The sequence below is a fragment of the Paenibacillus fonticola DSM 21315 genome, assembly GCF_000381905.1.
Lineage (GTDB): Bacteria > Bacillota > Bacilli > Paenibacillales > Paenibacillaceae > Fontibacillus > Fontibacillus fonticola.
Genome location: NZ_KB907259.1, coordinates 59,257 through 74,382 on the forward strand (window position 1 = coordinate 59,257; position 15,126 = coordinate 74,382).

The window sequence follows — 15,126 nt, forward strand, 5'->3', positions numbered from 1 at the left end:
AATTCCTTCCTTTCTCTATTTCATGATCTGCTTACAACGTCATTATATTTAGAGAAATTATCTTTTTTGTGATATAAATCTTAAGAAAACCTTACATTAGCATCCGCTGCCTTGCGCAGTTTGAATGAAAATATCGTTCTCTCATACGGGATACTGTGCAGCTGAATGGTTCCATCCATCGCCTCCACCAGCCTCTTCGTAATCGTTAAGCCTAATCCGCTGCCTTGAAACGTACGATTTCTTGACTCTTCCAGCGTGAACATCCGCTCGAATACCCGCTCCAAATTTTGCTCTTGAATCCCTTTGCCCCGATCCCATACCTCGACGATAGCATGTGTCTCATCAGCAGTCAGGGTCAGACCGAGGGTTCTTCCGTCCCGGCCATAACGTATCGCATTAGACAGCAGATTGGTTAAAACCCGCTCTAAAGCCTCCTCGTCCCCATAGGCGTATACTGGATGGTCGGGAATGTCAATTACCGCTTCCATACCGCTGGACTGAACAAATTCATAGAAAGTGAGAATGTTCTTTTTGCAAATTTCGTTCATATGTACTTTAGTCAACAGGAGCTGCTGATCACCAGCCTCCAGCTTGGCTAAATCAAAAAAAGAGTTCATCAAGGCGATGATTTCCATCGTCTTGTTCTTCATGCCAAGGAGCAGGCGGGCATGCTCCTCGCGTTCCATGGCAGGATCGCCTTGAATGATTTCAATGTATCCTAAAATTACAGTTAAAGGTGTTTTTAAATCATGGGAGATGTTGGCCAGCATCTTTTTCATGGATTGCTCTGTTCTCGCAAAGCGAGCATTCATTTTCTGGTTTTCGTTAAGCAGCTGTTCTATTTCGCTTACAATTGCTTGGAGATAGGGATCGCTTGTAAAGAGCAGCAGTCGTTCGGCAGACTGTTCCTCGATAATCCGGCTCAGCTTTCGGGATATTTCCAACAGGCTGGCGTCGCGTTTTTTTCTCGCCATGTATTGCCATAAGTTCAGGCCGGCTAACAGGACAACAAGGACAGAGAGCATCGCGATTAACATCGTCATTGCTGGAAATCCCCCAGCTTGTAGCCGATCCCCCATACGGTTTTGATGTATTGAGGCGAGGATGGATTGTCTTCAATCTTCTCACGCAGGCGGCTCATATGGACGTTAATAATGTTTTCGTCCCCATAATATTCGTCTCCCCAGACGGAGCGGTAGATTTGTTCTTTCGTAAATATTTTTTTGGGATAGGAAAAAAACAGCTTCAAAATGCTCCATTCTTTAGCGGTAAGGCGAATTTCCTGCCCGTTCTTGCTTGCTTGAATATTGTCGATATCGATCGTAATTTCATGTACAGTTATAAGAGGCGCCGGCTGTGGTGCGGCCGAGCCTCCTGCGTCGGAGTATTCCGTCGCCCGCCGGATTGCCGATTTTACCCGGGCGGTAAGTTCAATCAATGAGAAGGGCTTGGCAATGTAGTCGTCGGCTCCAAAGCCGAGGCCCAGCGCTTTATCCACTTCACTGTCCTTCGCGGAAATAATGAGCACCGGAATCCGGCTTCGTTCTCTGATTGTTTTCAGGAAGTCCATGCCATTCAGATGAGGAAGCATGAGATCAAGCAGGATAAGGGCGTAATCCTGCCCTTCAAATAATCGAAGCGCTTCCTTTCCGTCACGTGCATGCACGATGCGGTAGCCTTCCTTGGACAAGTAATTGATCACCATATCGCTAATAGAGAGATCATCTTCAACAAGAAGTATAAGTTGTTCCATCATGACACCAGCCTATTATTGGATTATATTATTCAGCCATTGTAGTTATACTAAACTATTCTACCATGTTATTCCCAATTCAATATATTGACACGTTAGCAAATAAAGAGTTAAATAGTTGAATAGTTTTGCATAAAATGTCAGAAGAAGAAGGCGAATAAATGAACTCCTCACTGAAACACATTCACCCCCTTGCCTGGACGATTATTGTCGGGACCATATTTGGCCGTACAGCTACCTCGATGAGCATCCCGTTTCTATCGATCTATTTAATCCGGTCGATGGGTGCAACACCGGCGCAGACCGGCATGGTTGTCGCCGTCAGCTCTTTGATCGGCGTGTTTGCCAGCTTTTACGGCGGCTATATCTCCGATATCATCGGCCGAAAAAAGGTGCTCTATATAGCTATATTTGGATGGGTCCTCGTATTTGCCGGATTTGCCTACGCGCATCAAATTTGGATGTTCTTTATCATGAACGCGCTTAATGGACTGTGCAGAGCGACATTCGAGCCGACCTCCCGTGCATTGCTTGCCGACATTACGCCGAAGGAGAGCAAACTGCTCGTCTTCAATTTACGTTATGCTGCGATAAATATGGGCGTTGTCGTCGGCCCCCTTCTGGGCCTACGGGTCGGCGTTTCGAATTCGAACAGCGTGTTCCTTATAGCTGCGATAGTTTACGCATGCTACAGTCTGGGCCTCGTTATCCAGTTTTCCCGTTATCGGGAAATTGGACTGGCAGCCGGGGGGAAGGAGCAGCGGATCGGCCTGACCGGTGCGCTAAAAGCAACGAGCGGCAACCGCACATTTATGCTCGTGCTCGCTGGCATGATCTTTTGCCTGCTCGGTTACGGCCATTTCGATTCCACGCTAACTCAGTATATGGAGTTGAGTCCGCAGATCGAAGAAGGGGTTACCTGGTTCAGCTACTTGATATCGCTCAATGCCATCGTCGTATTGACGCTTCAATACCCCCTCGTCCGCTTTGCAAGCCGCTTTGCTCCGGCTCTGCCGATCATTGCCGGCAATTTATTTATCGCCATAAGTCTTGTCATGTTCGGAATGTTTCACTCTCTCCCGCTGCTGATGATCTGCGTAGTTATTTTTACGATCGGGGAGGTTCTCGTTTTCACTTCGACGGATGTGCTTGTGGACCGCATCGCAGATCCGGAGCTGCGGGGGGCGTATTTCGGCATGTTTGGCTTTAACAATTTGGGAGCGGTGCTTGCTCCGCTGCTGGGAGGTTTTTTGCTGGACGGCCTCGGGGTTGCCTCTTCACAGCTGATCTTTCTAATATTGGGACTGACGACAGCTTGTGGTATTCCTTTTCTGTTTACGGCTCACCGAAGCTTGTCCCGGCTGGAGCAAAAGCGTGTAAGCCAGGAAGGTGTCAGCTTTTAAGACGGCAGCCATAAACGCCTTCATTCTATTTATGCTGGATCGATTAGTTCCAGCATAAATAGGCTGGCGTCCACACGGACTCAGCGGGTGACACGTATACTGTGTCATGGTGCTGGGGAGGTGACTATGTTGGCAAAATTAGGCGCTAAGGCGAGAAGGTATCTCAACAAGCAAGTTAAAATTAAAACGAGAACAGGCGCGGTTCTGTACGGTAAAGTCGTGAAGGTAAGCGGCAATAAGCTGTATCTTCAGGTGGCCTCGGTTCACGATCGGAAGAGCAAAGCTCATGCGACCTTTGTTCCGTTCATTATCCCGCTGGTCCTGTTCGATCTGCTGGCCATTTTGTTGCTGGAGAGACGGAGAAGACGGCGGCGGTTGCGGAGAATAGGTTAGTACAGCACATTTTGCAGGGGGCCCGCAGGCTCCTTTTTTTTGCATAAATTCAAGCGGGAGTACTGAGCTGAAGAAAAGAGACAGTTCCGCCGGTGCCTGTGCCGCATCGGGATTGCTGGAATTGGCCTCCCTGCTTCCAGAGATGGAGGGCGGGGTGTACCGCAAAGCGGCCGAGCGTATCCTTGTGTCGCTGCATCAAAACTATGCCACCTGGCATCTGCCAGCCCACGAGGCGATCCTGCTTCAAGCAACGGGCCATAAGCCTGCCAGCGACAATGTAGACGTATCGTTGATTTATGGCGATTATTTTTTTGTAGAGGCGATCGCCAAGTTGAATGACTGGAGAAATCGGATTTTTTAGCTGGATAGTTTTAGTTTATAATGGAATTAAAAAGCGGCCTAAACTTGCTTGAACTAATAAATTACAACATATTACAGTTAAAAAGGATTGTAGCGTAATGATAAACATTCCCGGCTACTCTATTACACGGACGGTCTATGAAGATTCTTATCTTTTAGTTGCCTTCGCCTCTACAGAACAAACGTCAGAACAAACACCTAAGCAGGTGTTATTAAAGATCGTTAAAATAGGGAAAAGTACAACGATTGAAAACGCCAAGCTTATTCATGAATTTAACTTTCTGAACGGGCTGGATATGAAGGGGCTTCTCAAGCCTAATTGCTATAAGAATTTTAAAAATATGATGGTGCTGGAGTATGAACCGATTTACGCGCTAACCTTACGGGATTATTGGTCAAAGGTGACTGTAACACCTGATTCGTATGTGCAAATAATGAAGAGTACTGTGACACGCCTGCAGGAGCTTCATAAGCGGCGAATACTTCATTTAAATATTAGGCCTGACACACTGCTGATTCAGCAGCATACCGATGAAGTGTTTCTGACTGGGTTTGGGTATGCGGTACAAATGAATGGGCGGGAAAAGCAAGGGGAGAGCAGCCTGGAAGGAAATCCGATATATATGTCGCCGGAGCAAACGGGACGAATGGATTATCCGGTTGACGTTCGCACGGATATTTATTCCTTGGGGATGACGCTCTATGAATTGTTTGCCGGGAAGCTTCCTTTTACTGCAAGGGGAGCGCTCGATTGGGCCCACGCCCATCTGGCCCGGCAGCCTGTGCCATTATTGCAAGCAAACGTGATGATCCCTTCGATCATCTCGGATATCGTCATGAAAATGCTGGCCAAGAACCCGGAAAATCGTTTTTCAAGCATGAAAGCAATTTTGGAGCAGCTAGGGGAGCATACTTTAGAGAAGTATACTTTAATAGAGAACGGAAAAAGCAGCATTGATCGGGATGACTGGGAGAGGGGCTCGAGCGGGGGCAACAATCTGCCAATGACTTCACTTCCCCAGCGTACGAATGCTATGACTGCTTCTATTGAAAACTATCAAGTACAAGTTCAGCGCACTACACTGGTTGTGACCGATAACATTGTCAGTTATCCTCAAGTATTGGATTTGGCCGCGATCGTTCAAGCGTCAGAAATCTTCGCAGACCATATGAACGGGGAACAAATTGCAGAGCAATTCATGCAGCTTATCATAAAAAACGCAGGAGCACAGCGGGGATTACTTATCATCCCCAGCCATAATCAATGGTACGTGAACATAGAAGCCAAGCTTGAAAGTCAGGCAATCGTCTCTTCGCTTCAGCATATGCCTATCGATACATACCCGGAAATAAGAAGAGAGCTTGTCGCCGGTGCTCTTCAGGATAAAATGATTATGCAAGCAGCGGAGACGCGGGAAGCATGCCGGGAGACATCACTGGGCGGAAGAAGTAAAATCAGCGGAACTGCTCTATGCATTCCTATCGTCATCCACGATGAAGTTCATGCTTTGCTGTATATGGAAAATATGCTTACATCAAAGTATTTTGCAGCAGAACGATTTCATGTGATCAAAAATTTAGCCTCACAGGCTTTATTTGCATTAAAATCTAGGTCGTCAGCCTTTACTGTTGGAGCTCAAAATTATGAAGAGCGAGTCATTGAGCTGGACGGGCAGACAGAGGCCAGGCGTGCATTAACTACAAGAGAGCAGGAAGTTTTAAAGCTCGTATCTGAAGGGCTGTCCAATAAAGAAATTGCTGCCACACTAACGGTTACGAGCGAAACGGTAAAAACGCATCTCAAGAATATATTTGAGAAGCTAAAGGTGGATCGGCGAATGAAGGCGGCGGCTATAGCCAAAACGATTGGATTGTTGGATGAGGAAGAGCGCAGGTAAGCTATTAAATCAAGTAATAAGAAGGTATACAGCCAAAGAGCTGTATGCCTTTTTTTGATGGAACTCATCTGGTGGAAAATATCAATAGATATCCCTCAATCGGGGGATGTTTATTTCATTTTTTACAATCTACAATTTGAAGTGATAGGTTTGGACGGGCTGATCCAGAAAGGAGAGTGTACTATTAAATACACGGATAGAAAAATATTTATTTGTTTGCTATCGATGATCTGTTATACTGCGGCGCTCTTATTTGCCGGCCCTGCAAGCAGAGCTTCTGCTGAGCAGATTCAAGCCGAGGCGATAAATATCATTAATTACAGTCCGAGTGGATTCGCAACGATGTCACATCGCTATAGCGACGGAACGGAGAGATTTTTTATTGATTTGAACTTTAGTCAGCTGCCTTCCGACGCGAAATGGGTCACGTTTATGCCAATCGATGGTTTGAGTGAGGGGATAGAAATCTATTACAGTCGTGACGGAGTTACGACTGAGAAACGATTCATCACGGATTACTGGTTCGGACTTCCTCTTGATGCCAGATGGATCACGGTCAGCAATTTCGACGGCGGTTTTGGCGAAAAGAATCCTATTTACAACCAAAAATACAGATACAGCCTGGACGGCGTTACTGTACTGGAAGGGGATTCGGTTCCAGCGGAAGCGATATGGGCTACCCTAAGTTATTTTCAGACCTCTTGGGGCGGCGAGGCCAAAACGCTTGATTTCAGCAGATCTTCAGGCACCTATACGTTAAACGTCGATACGATACAGAAAGTGAACATTTCATCGGGCAATCAGAACGCCCCAGGGTACGCACGGGAAGGAGATACGGTGACGCTATCTATTTCCTCTGCATTTTATCTAAAGCCCCCCGTTGTACGAATTGCCGGGCAGGAGGTTCAGGCGATGCAAAATGGCAACCGTAAAAACTGGACGGCTACTCTGACGCTGGACTCTTCCGTTACTGAAAGCCCTATCCCGTTTAAGCTTGAATATGAAGATGAAACAGGACAGAGGCGCGGCCAAATTGATGCCACTACGGACGGGAGTAAAGTTAACGTCGATAAAACTCCGCCAATCATGATTGATTTTAGGCATTCACCGACAGATTGGACGAGGGGGAATGTGAGTGTTGTAGGCACCGTGAGAGATGATGGATCTGGCGTTGCTGCCCAAAAATGGCTGCAGGGCGAACATGACGCCTCAGTCATGCGGAATTATGGAACCACAGTGCCTGGAAACTATTTTATAGCGACCGATAACGGCAAGTATACCTGGTACGCGAAAGATCACGTCGGCAATGAAAGCGTTGCAGTCACTGAAGTTACGAATATTGACCGTATGGCACCGACGCTGGAGGTCTTTACGAAGCAGCAGGGATGGACGAATCACCCGATCCCGGTTACGGCGAATGCAGAAGACGTTCAGAGCGGTTTGAATTCGGGGCAGTTCAAGTGGGCCGCTGGGCAGCAGACAGCTGATTATTTCCGTTCGGGCGGCACCTTAATCGTGAATAATACTTTTCTTGCCGCTAGCAATGGCAAGTATACCGTCTATGCTGTGGATCAGATTGGCAATGAGACGATCCAAACCCTCACCATTGATCAAATCGATCTCATTCCGCCAAGTATAACGTTAACGCCTTCTACAGGGGCGCCAACTAATCAAGATGTGATAGTTAGCGCTAGCGCAGCCGATCTGGAGAGCGGAATAGCTGAACTGAAGTGGGCTAAGGGAGATCACCATGCTGCTTATTTCGCCCAGGGCGGCACCGTGTTTACTGGCAGTTTCCCTGTTTCCGAGAATGGTATTTACACGGTGTATGCTGAGGACGGAGCTGGGAATGGAGCTGTACAGACGATCACCATAACAAATATTTTCAAGACCAGTCCGAGCCTTACCCTCTCTTTATCTTCAACAAGCTGGAGCAATCAGCCTGTTGCCGTGAATATCGACTATATCGACAACGGAAGCGGGATTGCTGAGCTGGAGTGGGCCAAGCAGGGGCCGAATGGGCAGCGGGTTGTCCTGAATGTGGACGATACCCGATTCCTCGCTCATGAGAACGGGACTTATACGGTCTATGTAAAGGATAAGGCCGGGTTCGAGGTAAGTGCCGATATTGAGGTGAGCCGTATTGACGTAGAGGCTCCGCAGTTGGATCTGAGCTTGGAGCCAGTGGATTGGACGAATCAGCCTATTACAATCACCGCTGCCGCTAGCGACGATACGGATGATCGCGTGGGTTTGAAATGGAATGAAGGACGGCAGCCTGTCTCGTTTTTTCAAAATGGCGGAGGAGTTTCATTCCAGGATTCTTTTCAGGTCAGCCAAAATGGAGAGTATGCGGTTTACGCAGAGGATCACGCAGGGAATGGGGCCGCGGAGACAATTGTGGTAAGTAATTATGACGGAGCAGAGCCCACGATTCATCTCAGTATTGGGAACGGCCTGCCGACCAATCAGAGCGTGACGGTAACCGCCAGCGTATATGACCGTTTAAGCGGAATCAGCGAGGTGAAATGGGCGGCCGGAGATCAGCCTGTCAGTTATTTTGAGCTGGCTGGAACGGATTTTGGCGGAGCAAGCTCCTTTGAAGCTGAGTTGAACGATATCTACACAGTTTACGCAAAGGATCGCGCTGGCAATGCTGCCGTACAAACGATCGAGATCACGAATATCTATAGGGATGTGCCGATCATTACGCTTACGGTATTTCCGACGGTATCTACGAACCAGAACGTTACCGTGACTACATCTGTTTATTCACCAGTGAACTTGGTTGCTGAGAAAATGGTATTCGGGCTCCAGGATGCTGCCTATTTCGAGCATAATGGGGAACCGTTATTGCCAGAGATTGTCGCCATGGATAATGGCTGGATCAGCTTCTATGCGAAGGATGAGGCCGGCAATGAAACGGTAAAGCAAATCGAAATTACGAACATTGACCGCACTCGGCCCGTCATTACGTTAACGGGCGACTCGACCATTCGTCTTGTGCAAGGCAGCACCTTTCACGATCCGGGGGCTAGCGCCATAGACGATGCGGACGGAGATATTTCGCATGCGATCCGGGTGTCCGGCCAGGTTAATACAGGAGCTGCCGGCGAGTATATACTGCGGTATAACGTTTCTGATGCAGCGGGGAATGCAGCAGAAGAGGTTATACGTACGGTGAAAGTCACTCCACCTCCCATCATCGATGATGGCGGGCAAGGCGGCGGGGGGAATAACAGCAGCGGTGGCGGCTCGCCTTCCAGTGGCGGCAGCCCTTTCGGGGGAAGCACCTCCGGCAGCAGCGAAAATTCCTCCAAAGGCGGCAACACGACACCTTCCGTGGAGAACGAGGACCGTGTTAGGCCTGGTCATCCCGAGGACCAGCCGATATGCCCGAACGGGGCTGCATGCAATAATAACGACAGTTCGGTATTCTTCAGCGATATCGAAGGACATTGGGCGGCAGGAGCAATTCGGGAGCTGGTAGCGAGGGGTTACATTAAAGGCTATCCTGACGGAACCTTTCAGCCAAATCGTAAGCTGACCAGAGCTGAATTCGTCACGTTGGTGGTTCGAGCTCTGGAATTGCAAGTATCGAACGAAGCTTCGCCTGAAGTTATGTTTAGCGATACGCAAGGACACTGGGCGCAGGATGCGATAGCGGCAGCCCGGAACCATGGACTGATTCAAGGCTACAGCAACGACATGTTTGCCCCGAATGAACCGATTACGCGCGAGCAGATGGCCGTAATTCTTGCTAAAGCCCACGCATACGGACTGAAGTCTGACGGGCAATCTGCCCGAGAGCCTGGTGCCGTGCTGCATTATGAGGATGCCGGCCATATCTCGATATGGGCACGCGATGCCATTCAATGGGCCGCAGAGCAGCAAATGATGGTTGGCCTGCCGAATCACCGCTTTCAGCCGCAGGAGAATGCTGTAAGAGCAGAGGCAGCCGTTGTATTGCTAAAGCTCATTCACAATATGGATTAGAAAAAAGAAGGCAAATCACCGTTTTCGGTGTAGGCCTTCTTTCTTTTTTACACATTATTTTGCGTTCTCGGCCAAGCTTGCCTGGATGCTGTTTACGATGCTGCCTAATTCGGTAACCATTGATTTTAAATTTACAGCAACATCGTTGACCGAATCAGAAGTGGTGGACTGTTCTTCCGCAGCGGATAAAATCGTTTCGATGTTCATAAAAAAGGCGGATGTAATTTCGGAAATTTGATTCATTATGTCATTTGTCTGTTGGGAATGCTGGAGTAACAATTGTGTTGTGCTAGACATGTCTTTTATTTGCAAGTCAACTTTGATGGAGGATTCGGAAATTTGTTCGAATACCTGTTTGGTTTCCTCAATTTGCTCCAGCCCCTTCTGCACTTCGGTCAAACTGTGATCCATTTCATTCAATACTTTATCGATATGGGATTGGAAAGAATGGACGTTGTTCTTGATTTCGACTGCCGATTCATTGGATTGGCCAGCGAGCTTTCGCACCTCCGCAGCGACCACCGCAAAGCCTGTACCATGCTCGCCCGCCCGAGCCGCCTCAATGGAAGCATTCAGCGCCAACAGGTTGGTTTGTTCTGCGATCGAAGAGATGAGCTCCACCAAATTTTCGATTTCCCGAGAGTTGCCAGCGAGTTCGTTGATGACCCCGTTAACATTGTGGACAGCTGAAGTAATCACCTGTATCTGATTCGATAACGAGTGCACATGCTCCTTTCCATAAAGGACCTGACTTGACGTGGCAACGGAATTTTCCGCGACGATCATCGTATTTTCGTTAATGTGTTCAACTTGACTTAACATGCTTTGAATGCCTTCAACCCCTAAGGCCAGTTTGTCCTTCTGCTCGGAAGCGCCTGTTGAAATCGTTTCAATGGAGGATACAATTTCTTGACTGGCCTTTGCAGATTGTCCTGCGCCTAGCATTAAATGTGTGACCGAATCGAGAACGGATTTACTAGAGGTGTTCATGTTTTTAAGCACTTCGTTTAAGGCCTGCTGCTGGGAGGCAACCTTTTTTTCATATTCCATCGTATGTATATTTTTCGAATAAACAAACCAGATTGTCGCACCGCTCGTCAGGATCAAATAGAGCGCATGGATGAGCAATAGGGAAAACCGGTAATCCGCTGTGCCGCAAAGCAATTGCGGGAACCAAAAGTACCCTGCGAAATGCTGGACGGCAAATATTGCGGTGCTGTATAGAAGGATTTTAATATTTTCATAGTAAGCAATAATTGCAATCGTCATGAAAATGGAGAAATGATACTCCACAAATCCGTCCCCGCCCGCGATAATGGAAATGCTGCTGAATGTCAGCGTCGTACAAATCATCCAGGGCAATGCCGGAGAATGCGAATTTGACCGGTATGTAAGGAGGCTTAGTATAAAAAGGGCAATCGGAATAAACAACAAAAGGTCTTTGAAGATGGATAGCCCCTGTGTCAGATGGCCGATGCCGTTAATTGCCCTGTGCAAGTCGAACAGAGAGGTATATCTGTGCACGGCGTGTGTTGCTAATGATAATAATAGTGTAATCCCCGACAAAATAAGCATAATCGAATTTTTCTGCAAATGCTTTAGCTTCATTTTTTTGCTTCAAACCTGCCTTTAAGAAATTTGATTAGTTACAAATATGTGAAACCATTAATAAATTCACGGCATTGACCGAATTAGTATTAAATCCATAATCGATGGTCCACTTTGGATGGTTCAGCGAAATTTAGCATAATAGATATCATACATTACAAAACTCACAGGAATCTCACAAAAACACTCACAAAATGGATTACTCTTACTTTGCCATCGCGTCTAAAAAAAGTTTGAGGGTAGGTAATTGTCATGTTGAAAACAGTCATCGTTGAGGATGAACCGCTTGCGTTGGGTATGATGAAAAGATACATAAGCGAACATCCAAAGTACGAGCTGATCGGCGCTTATTCCGATCCGTTCGAAGCATTGGAGAACATCCCCAGCCTGCAAGCCGAGGTGCTCTTTGTCGATATCGGGATGCCAGGCCTAAGTGGTCTGCAATTGGCGGAGCGGGTAAAAAGTGAATCGATGCAAATCGTTTTTACAACGGCATATAGTGAGTATGCTGTCGATGCTTTTCGCGTTGATGCTGTAGACTATTTAGTAAAGCCGATTACAAGCAAAATGATCGATTCCATCGCACATAAATTAGAAAAAATAAAGCGGCTGCTTACGCTGCAAAATGCCCAGTCAGACCGGCCCGATATGAAGGTTCAATGTTTTGGCAGTTTCAAAACGACCAACCAGGAGGGCGAAATTGTGAAATGGCCAACCCGAAAGACGGAGGAGATGTTTGCTTTTTTTCTGGTGAAAGAGGCGCAAATCGTCAGCAAGTGGATTATCGCGGATGAATTATGGCCGGATTTGGACGGAAAAAGAGCGATCCATAACGTTTACAATACGGTGTACCGCTTGAAAAAAACGATCGAGGAGTTCTCACTTCCTTTGACTATTAAGGTCATGAATGAAGGCTATATTTTAGAAAGAGACGGAGAAATGGATGTTGATCTTTATAAATTCAGAAGCATGTTGAGCCAGACGGACCTGACGATGGACGAGCTGGAGCAGATGAACAACTTATACATCGGACCTTTGTTCAATGATAAAGACTACGCTTGGTCCATTCATCTGAAAGAAAGCATTGAAGTGCTTTATATGAAAAATAGCAAATATAAGAAATAAATTGTTATAGAAGAGAAGGAAGCTTAAGGCTCCTTCTTTTTTTATAAGCAATTTTTTGTTGAAATGAACACATGCGAATAGGCAACTTTCATTCAAGTTGCAGTTGTTACACAGGTTGACAGCGGAGCGAGTTGAACATATAATCTCCATTGATAACGATTATCATTATCAATAATATCTTTGGAGGGAACATAGTGCGTTATACATACAAATTGAGGTCATATTTTGCCGTCTTATTTTTGATAGCTACTATACTTGTTTCGGGATGCAGTTCGGCTGCATCAGTAGCTGATTCTAGCAATTCCGCTGTCGGAGGAACAGAACAAAGCAATAAAACAACTGGTGATGCTCCTCCCCTCGCTCCGCGTATAATCAAGGATGCAAGTATGGATGTGGAAATACCAGCTGAGCCGAAAAAAATCGCCGTATTGCTGGATTACTATGCAGATCATTTATTGGAGCTTGGAATCAAGCCCCATGCCTCAACTACGTCACTTGTCAATAATCAGTTCCTGCCTTATATATCAGATCAAATGGAAGGCGTTATTCCGTTAGGAGCGTCGGAATCACCCAATCTCGAAGTGCTATTGGAAGCGGAGCCAGATTTAATTTTGGCTTATGCCCCTTCACATCAAAATATCGAGGATAGTCTGCGAAAAATAGCTCCGACCCTGCTGCTTGACGGGGAGTTAATGAATGATTGGCGCCAATTGCTCCTGGAGCTTGGCAAAATAGTTGGGCAAGAGGAATTGGCGCAGCAGAAGCTGAGCGATTATATAGCAAAAGCTGAAAGTGCAAAAGAGGAGCTGGATAGCAGGGCCGGCGATGAAGTATTTGTCGTGATGCGCGTAATGCCGAAGGAATTGCGAGTATACGGGATGGATGACATTCGGATCGGCCGGATCATTCACGAAGAACTTGGTTTAAATGGCTTGAAACTTGCCGATAGCAAAGCGATGCTGCCGATTTCATTGGAGGAACTGCCGAGCCTCAATCCTGATCATATTTTTTTGATGGAAAATGTAGAGGATACAGCCAAGAGCAGATTAGATGAACTGGAGAACTCTGCGATATGGAAAAATATCAAAGCGGTCCAGAATGACCAAGTTTACATTGTCGAACAACAGCTATGGAATCGCGGAATTGCGCCAATCGGTTCCAATCAAATCATTGATCAAGTTCTCGGGATGGTCAAATAGAACTTAACGTCCAACCAAATACGAATGAAATAAAAGAGGCCAAATAAATTCTGATATTTATATGGCCGTTTCTTTTTTATTGCCAGCAAGAAGATAAATTTTCCCAACCTAGGTCTAGGTTACATCTCATACCAAAGCCTGTTTTGCAAGAGGGTCGGCTCTAGTAAAATCATTACTAATGAAGTAAGCTTCGGAGGTCATGTATATGAACAGAAAGATTCGCACTTCAGAAATTATTTTATTGACAGGGTTAAGTTTTATTTTTCTATTTATGATTGTTCATGACTGGGTGCCATTAGGGCAACTTAATGATGTACAGGCAGTGTCTGAATCTCGTAGTGTCAATGAATTGATCGTCGTAACGTTGATTGGGGCGACCCAAATTTTATTGTTAATGGCGCTCGTATTATTGTTCATGGGCAGGAAAAAACCGCTTTGGATAAAGCTTTGGTTAATCATCCATCAAGGCTTCATTTTTGCTGGTGTTTTGCTGGATTGGTGGATTCCTTACTTACTCGGTTTTGGTGCAAAGGAAAAAACCGAAAGGTACATGGAGATGTTTGGTAATACGCATGCTTTTTTACCGGTCAATAACGGGATTGTCCCTAATACGATTCACGTGGTGTTTCACTTCACGCTTTTGGTATGTTTGCTAGTTACGATTTACATCAGCTTCACCCGTCCTAAACATAATCAATACATCTTGCAAAGTTAGCTATACTTTTAGTGTTTATCTAAGTAACTAAGCTTTGATAATTTTCGAAGGGCATGAATATAGACGAAAGTCAGGCCCTTGGATTGGTAAGCCGTTTGATTGAAGCTGCCGATAATATACACATCAAGCATTGGTAAATAGATCATAGAGGAGCCGCTTGCCCCGAGATGACCCAAGCCAACATATTTGTTTGTGAACGGAATAAACGGCAACCTCATTAAACCATACCCGTAATCCATTCCCGGCCGCAAGCGATTCCATTGCTGCATTAAGTTTAACGTATCTTTCGAATGAGCTCGTTGTTTACCAAAGATTCATGAAAACAAGCAGATCCTCTGTGGTAGATACCGTTTGGCCACCTGCATAAAAACTGCTAAAGCTACGGTATTCCTCAACAGAAATTTTTAGCTTGCCCATATACAGATGCGCTGTCGGATGTTTGCTTCTCACCTTGGGTTCAGAATAATGCGATAAATAGGTGTGCTGCATACGCAAAGGATTAAAAATATACTCCTGCAGCACTTCGTGATACGGTTTTGATGTGAGGGATTCAATGATTAGACCTAGAAGGTTATAACCGGTATCTGCATACTGAACACCTTTGCCAGGAGGAAAGTGGGGTTGCAAATTTTTTCTAGTTGCAATATTAATTCTCCCTTCTGAGTTTCCTTTCATC

13 protein-coding genes are annotated in these 15,126 nt (G+C 46.2%); 8 read left to right on the forward strand and 5 right to left on the reverse strand.

From position 1 onward, the window contains the following. Positions 1-80: 80 nt before the first annotated feature. Together G358_RS0115840 and G358_RS0115845 are read right to left on the reverse strand one after the other, a co-directional pair. Positions 81-1,043 carry a sensor histidine kinase gene (locus tag G358_RS0115840; protein ID WP_019638218.1) on the reverse strand — a complete coding sequence of 321 codons (963 nt, stop codon included), beginning with the start codon at positions 1,041-1,043 and terminating at the stop codon, positions 81-83. Further along, positions 1,040-1,753 carry a response regulator transcription factor gene (locus tag G358_RS0115845; RefSeq protein WP_019638219.1) on the reverse strand — a complete coding sequence of 238 codons (714 nt, stop codon included), beginning with the start codon at positions 1,751-1,753 and terminating at the stop codon, positions 1,040-1,042. The genes G358_RS0115840 and G358_RS0115845 overlap by 4 nt, the downstream gene beginning before the upstream one ends. 161 nt (positions 1,754-1,914) lie before the next feature. Between G358_RS0115845 and G358_RS0115850 the strand changes: the two genes are divergently transcribed. The 5 genes from G358_RS0115850 to G358_RS0115870 all read left to right on the forward strand — a co-directional run bounded on the left by G358_RS0115850 (position 1,915) and on the right by G358_RS0115870 (position 9,803). Beyond that, positions 1,915-3,156, forward strand: a complete 1,242-nt coding sequence (locus G358_RS0115850; RefSeq protein ID WP_019638220.1) for an MDR family MFS transporter — start codon at positions 1,915-1,917, stop codon at positions 3,154-3,156. Positions 3,157-3,282: 126 nt separating this feature from the next. Continuing rightward, positions 3,283-3,549, forward strand: a complete 267-nt coding sequence (locus G358_RS0115855) for a hypothetical protein (protein ID WP_019638221.1) — start codon at positions 3,283-3,285, stop codon at positions 3,547-3,549. A 121-nt stretch (positions 3,550-3,670) separates the two neighbouring features. Next, complete coding sequence (locus tag G358_RS0115860) at positions 3,671-3,910, forward strand: hypothetical protein (RefSeq protein WP_338042707.1); 240 nt, start codon at positions 3,671-3,673, stop codon at positions 3,908-3,910. Between the two features lie 97 nt (positions 3,911-4,007). After that, positions 4,008-5,807, forward strand: coding sequence for a protein kinase domain-containing protein (locus tag G358_RS0115865; RefSeq protein WP_019638223.1), 1,800 nt, complete (start codon positions 4,008-4,010; stop codon positions 5,805-5,807). A 57-nt stretch (positions 5,808-5,864) separates the two neighbouring features. Continuing rightward, on the forward strand, positions 5,865-9,803 hold the full coding sequence (locus tag G358_RS0115870) for an S-layer homology domain-containing protein (protein WP_019638224.1): 3,939 nt from the start codon (positions 5,865-5,867) through the stop codon (positions 9,801-9,803). Positions 9,804-9,857: 54 nt separating this feature from the next. Here the strand turns inward: G358_RS0115870 and G358_RS0115875 are convergent, their stop codons facing one another. Further along, complete coding sequence (locus G358_RS0115875) at positions 9,858-11,411, reverse strand: methyl-accepting chemotaxis protein (protein WP_019638225.1); 1,554 nt, start codon at positions 11,409-11,411, stop codon at positions 9,858-9,860. A gap of 252 nt (positions 11,412-11,663) precedes the next feature. Here G358_RS0115875 and G358_RS30285 point away from each other — a divergent pair, with 252 nt between their 5' ends. The 3 genes from G358_RS30285 to G358_RS0115890 all read left to right on the forward strand — a co-directional run bounded on the left by G358_RS30285 (position 11,664) and on the right by G358_RS0115890 (position 14,450). Continuing rightward, complete coding sequence (locus tag G358_RS30285) at positions 11,664-12,536, forward strand: response regulator (RefSeq protein ID WP_019638226.1); 873 nt, start codon at positions 11,664-11,666, stop codon at positions 12,534-12,536. A 386-nt stretch (positions 12,537-12,922) separates the two neighbouring features. After that, positions 12,923-13,735, forward strand: coding sequence for an ABC transporter substrate-binding protein (locus G358_RS0115885; RefSeq protein ID WP_019638227.1), 813 nt, complete (start codon positions 12,923-12,925; stop codon positions 13,733-13,735). 205 nt (positions 13,736-13,940) lie between these two features. Continuing rightward, on the forward strand, positions 13,941-14,450 hold the full coding sequence (locus G358_RS0115890; RefSeq protein WP_019638228.1) for a hypothetical protein: 510 nt from the start codon (positions 13,941-13,943) through the stop codon (positions 14,448-14,450). Positions 14,451-14,458: 8 nt separating this feature from the next. Here the strand turns inward: G358_RS0115890 and G358_RS34010 are convergent, their stop codons facing one another. Continuing rightward, positions 14,459-14,719 carry a hypothetical protein gene (locus tag G358_RS34010; protein WP_019638229.1) on the reverse strand — a complete coding sequence of 87 codons (261 nt, stop codon included), beginning with the start codon at positions 14,717-14,719 and terminating at the stop codon, positions 14,459-14,461. Between the two features lie 34 nt (positions 14,720-14,753). Further along, positions 14,754-15,125, reverse strand: coding sequence for a serine hydrolase domain-containing protein (locus tag G358_RS34015; RefSeq protein ID WP_240480044.1), 372 nt, complete (start codon positions 15,123-15,125; stop codon positions 14,754-14,756). Between the last annotated feature and the right edge of the window lies 1 nt (position 15,126).

Coding starts and splice junctions, on each gene's coding strand:
- G358_RS0115875 (WP_019638225.1), bottom strand. CDS start 11,411: ATGAAGCTAAAGCATTTGCAGAAAAATTCGATTATGCTTATTTTGTCG.
- G358_RS0115890 (WP_019638228.1), top strand. CDS start 13,941: ATGAACAGAAAGATTCGCACTTCAGAAATTATTTTATTGACAGGGTTA.
- G358_RS34010 (WP_019638229.1), bottom strand. CDS start 14,719: ATGCAGCAATGGAATCGCTTGCGGCCGGGAATGGATTACGGGTATGGT.
- G358_RS30285 (WP_019638226.1), top strand. CDS start 11,664: ATGTTGAAAACAGTCATCGTTGAGGATGAACCGCTTGCGTTGGGTATG.
- G358_RS0115870 (WP_019638224.1), top strand. CDS start 5,865: ATGGAACTCATCTGGTGGAAAATATCAATAGATATCCCTCAATCGGGG.
- G358_RS0115850 (WP_019638220.1), top strand. CDS start 1,915: ATGAACTCCTCACTGAAACACATTCACCCCCTTGCCTGGACGATTATT.
- G358_RS34015 (WP_240480044.1), bottom strand. CDS start 15,125: ATGAAAGGAAACTCAGAAGGGAGAATTAATATTGCAACTAGAAAAAAT.
- G358_RS0115845 (WP_019638219.1), bottom strand. CDS start 1,753: ATGGAACAACTTATACTTCTTGTTGAAGATGATCTCTCTATTAGCGAT.
- G358_RS0115865 (WP_019638223.1), top strand. CDS start 4,008: ATGATAAACATTCCCGGCTACTCTATTACACGGACGGTCTATGAAGAT.
- G358_RS0115855 (WP_019638221.1), top strand. CDS start 3,283: ATGTTGGCAAAATTAGGCGCTAAGGCGAGAAGGTATCTCAACAAGCAA.
- G358_RS0115840 (WP_019638218.1), bottom strand. CDS start 1,043: ATGACGATGTTAATCGCGATGCTCTCTGTCCTTGTTGTCCTGTTAGCC.
- G358_RS0115885 (WP_019638227.1), top strand. CDS start 12,923: ATGGATGTGGAAATACCAGCTGAGCCGAAAAAAATCGCCGTATTGCTG.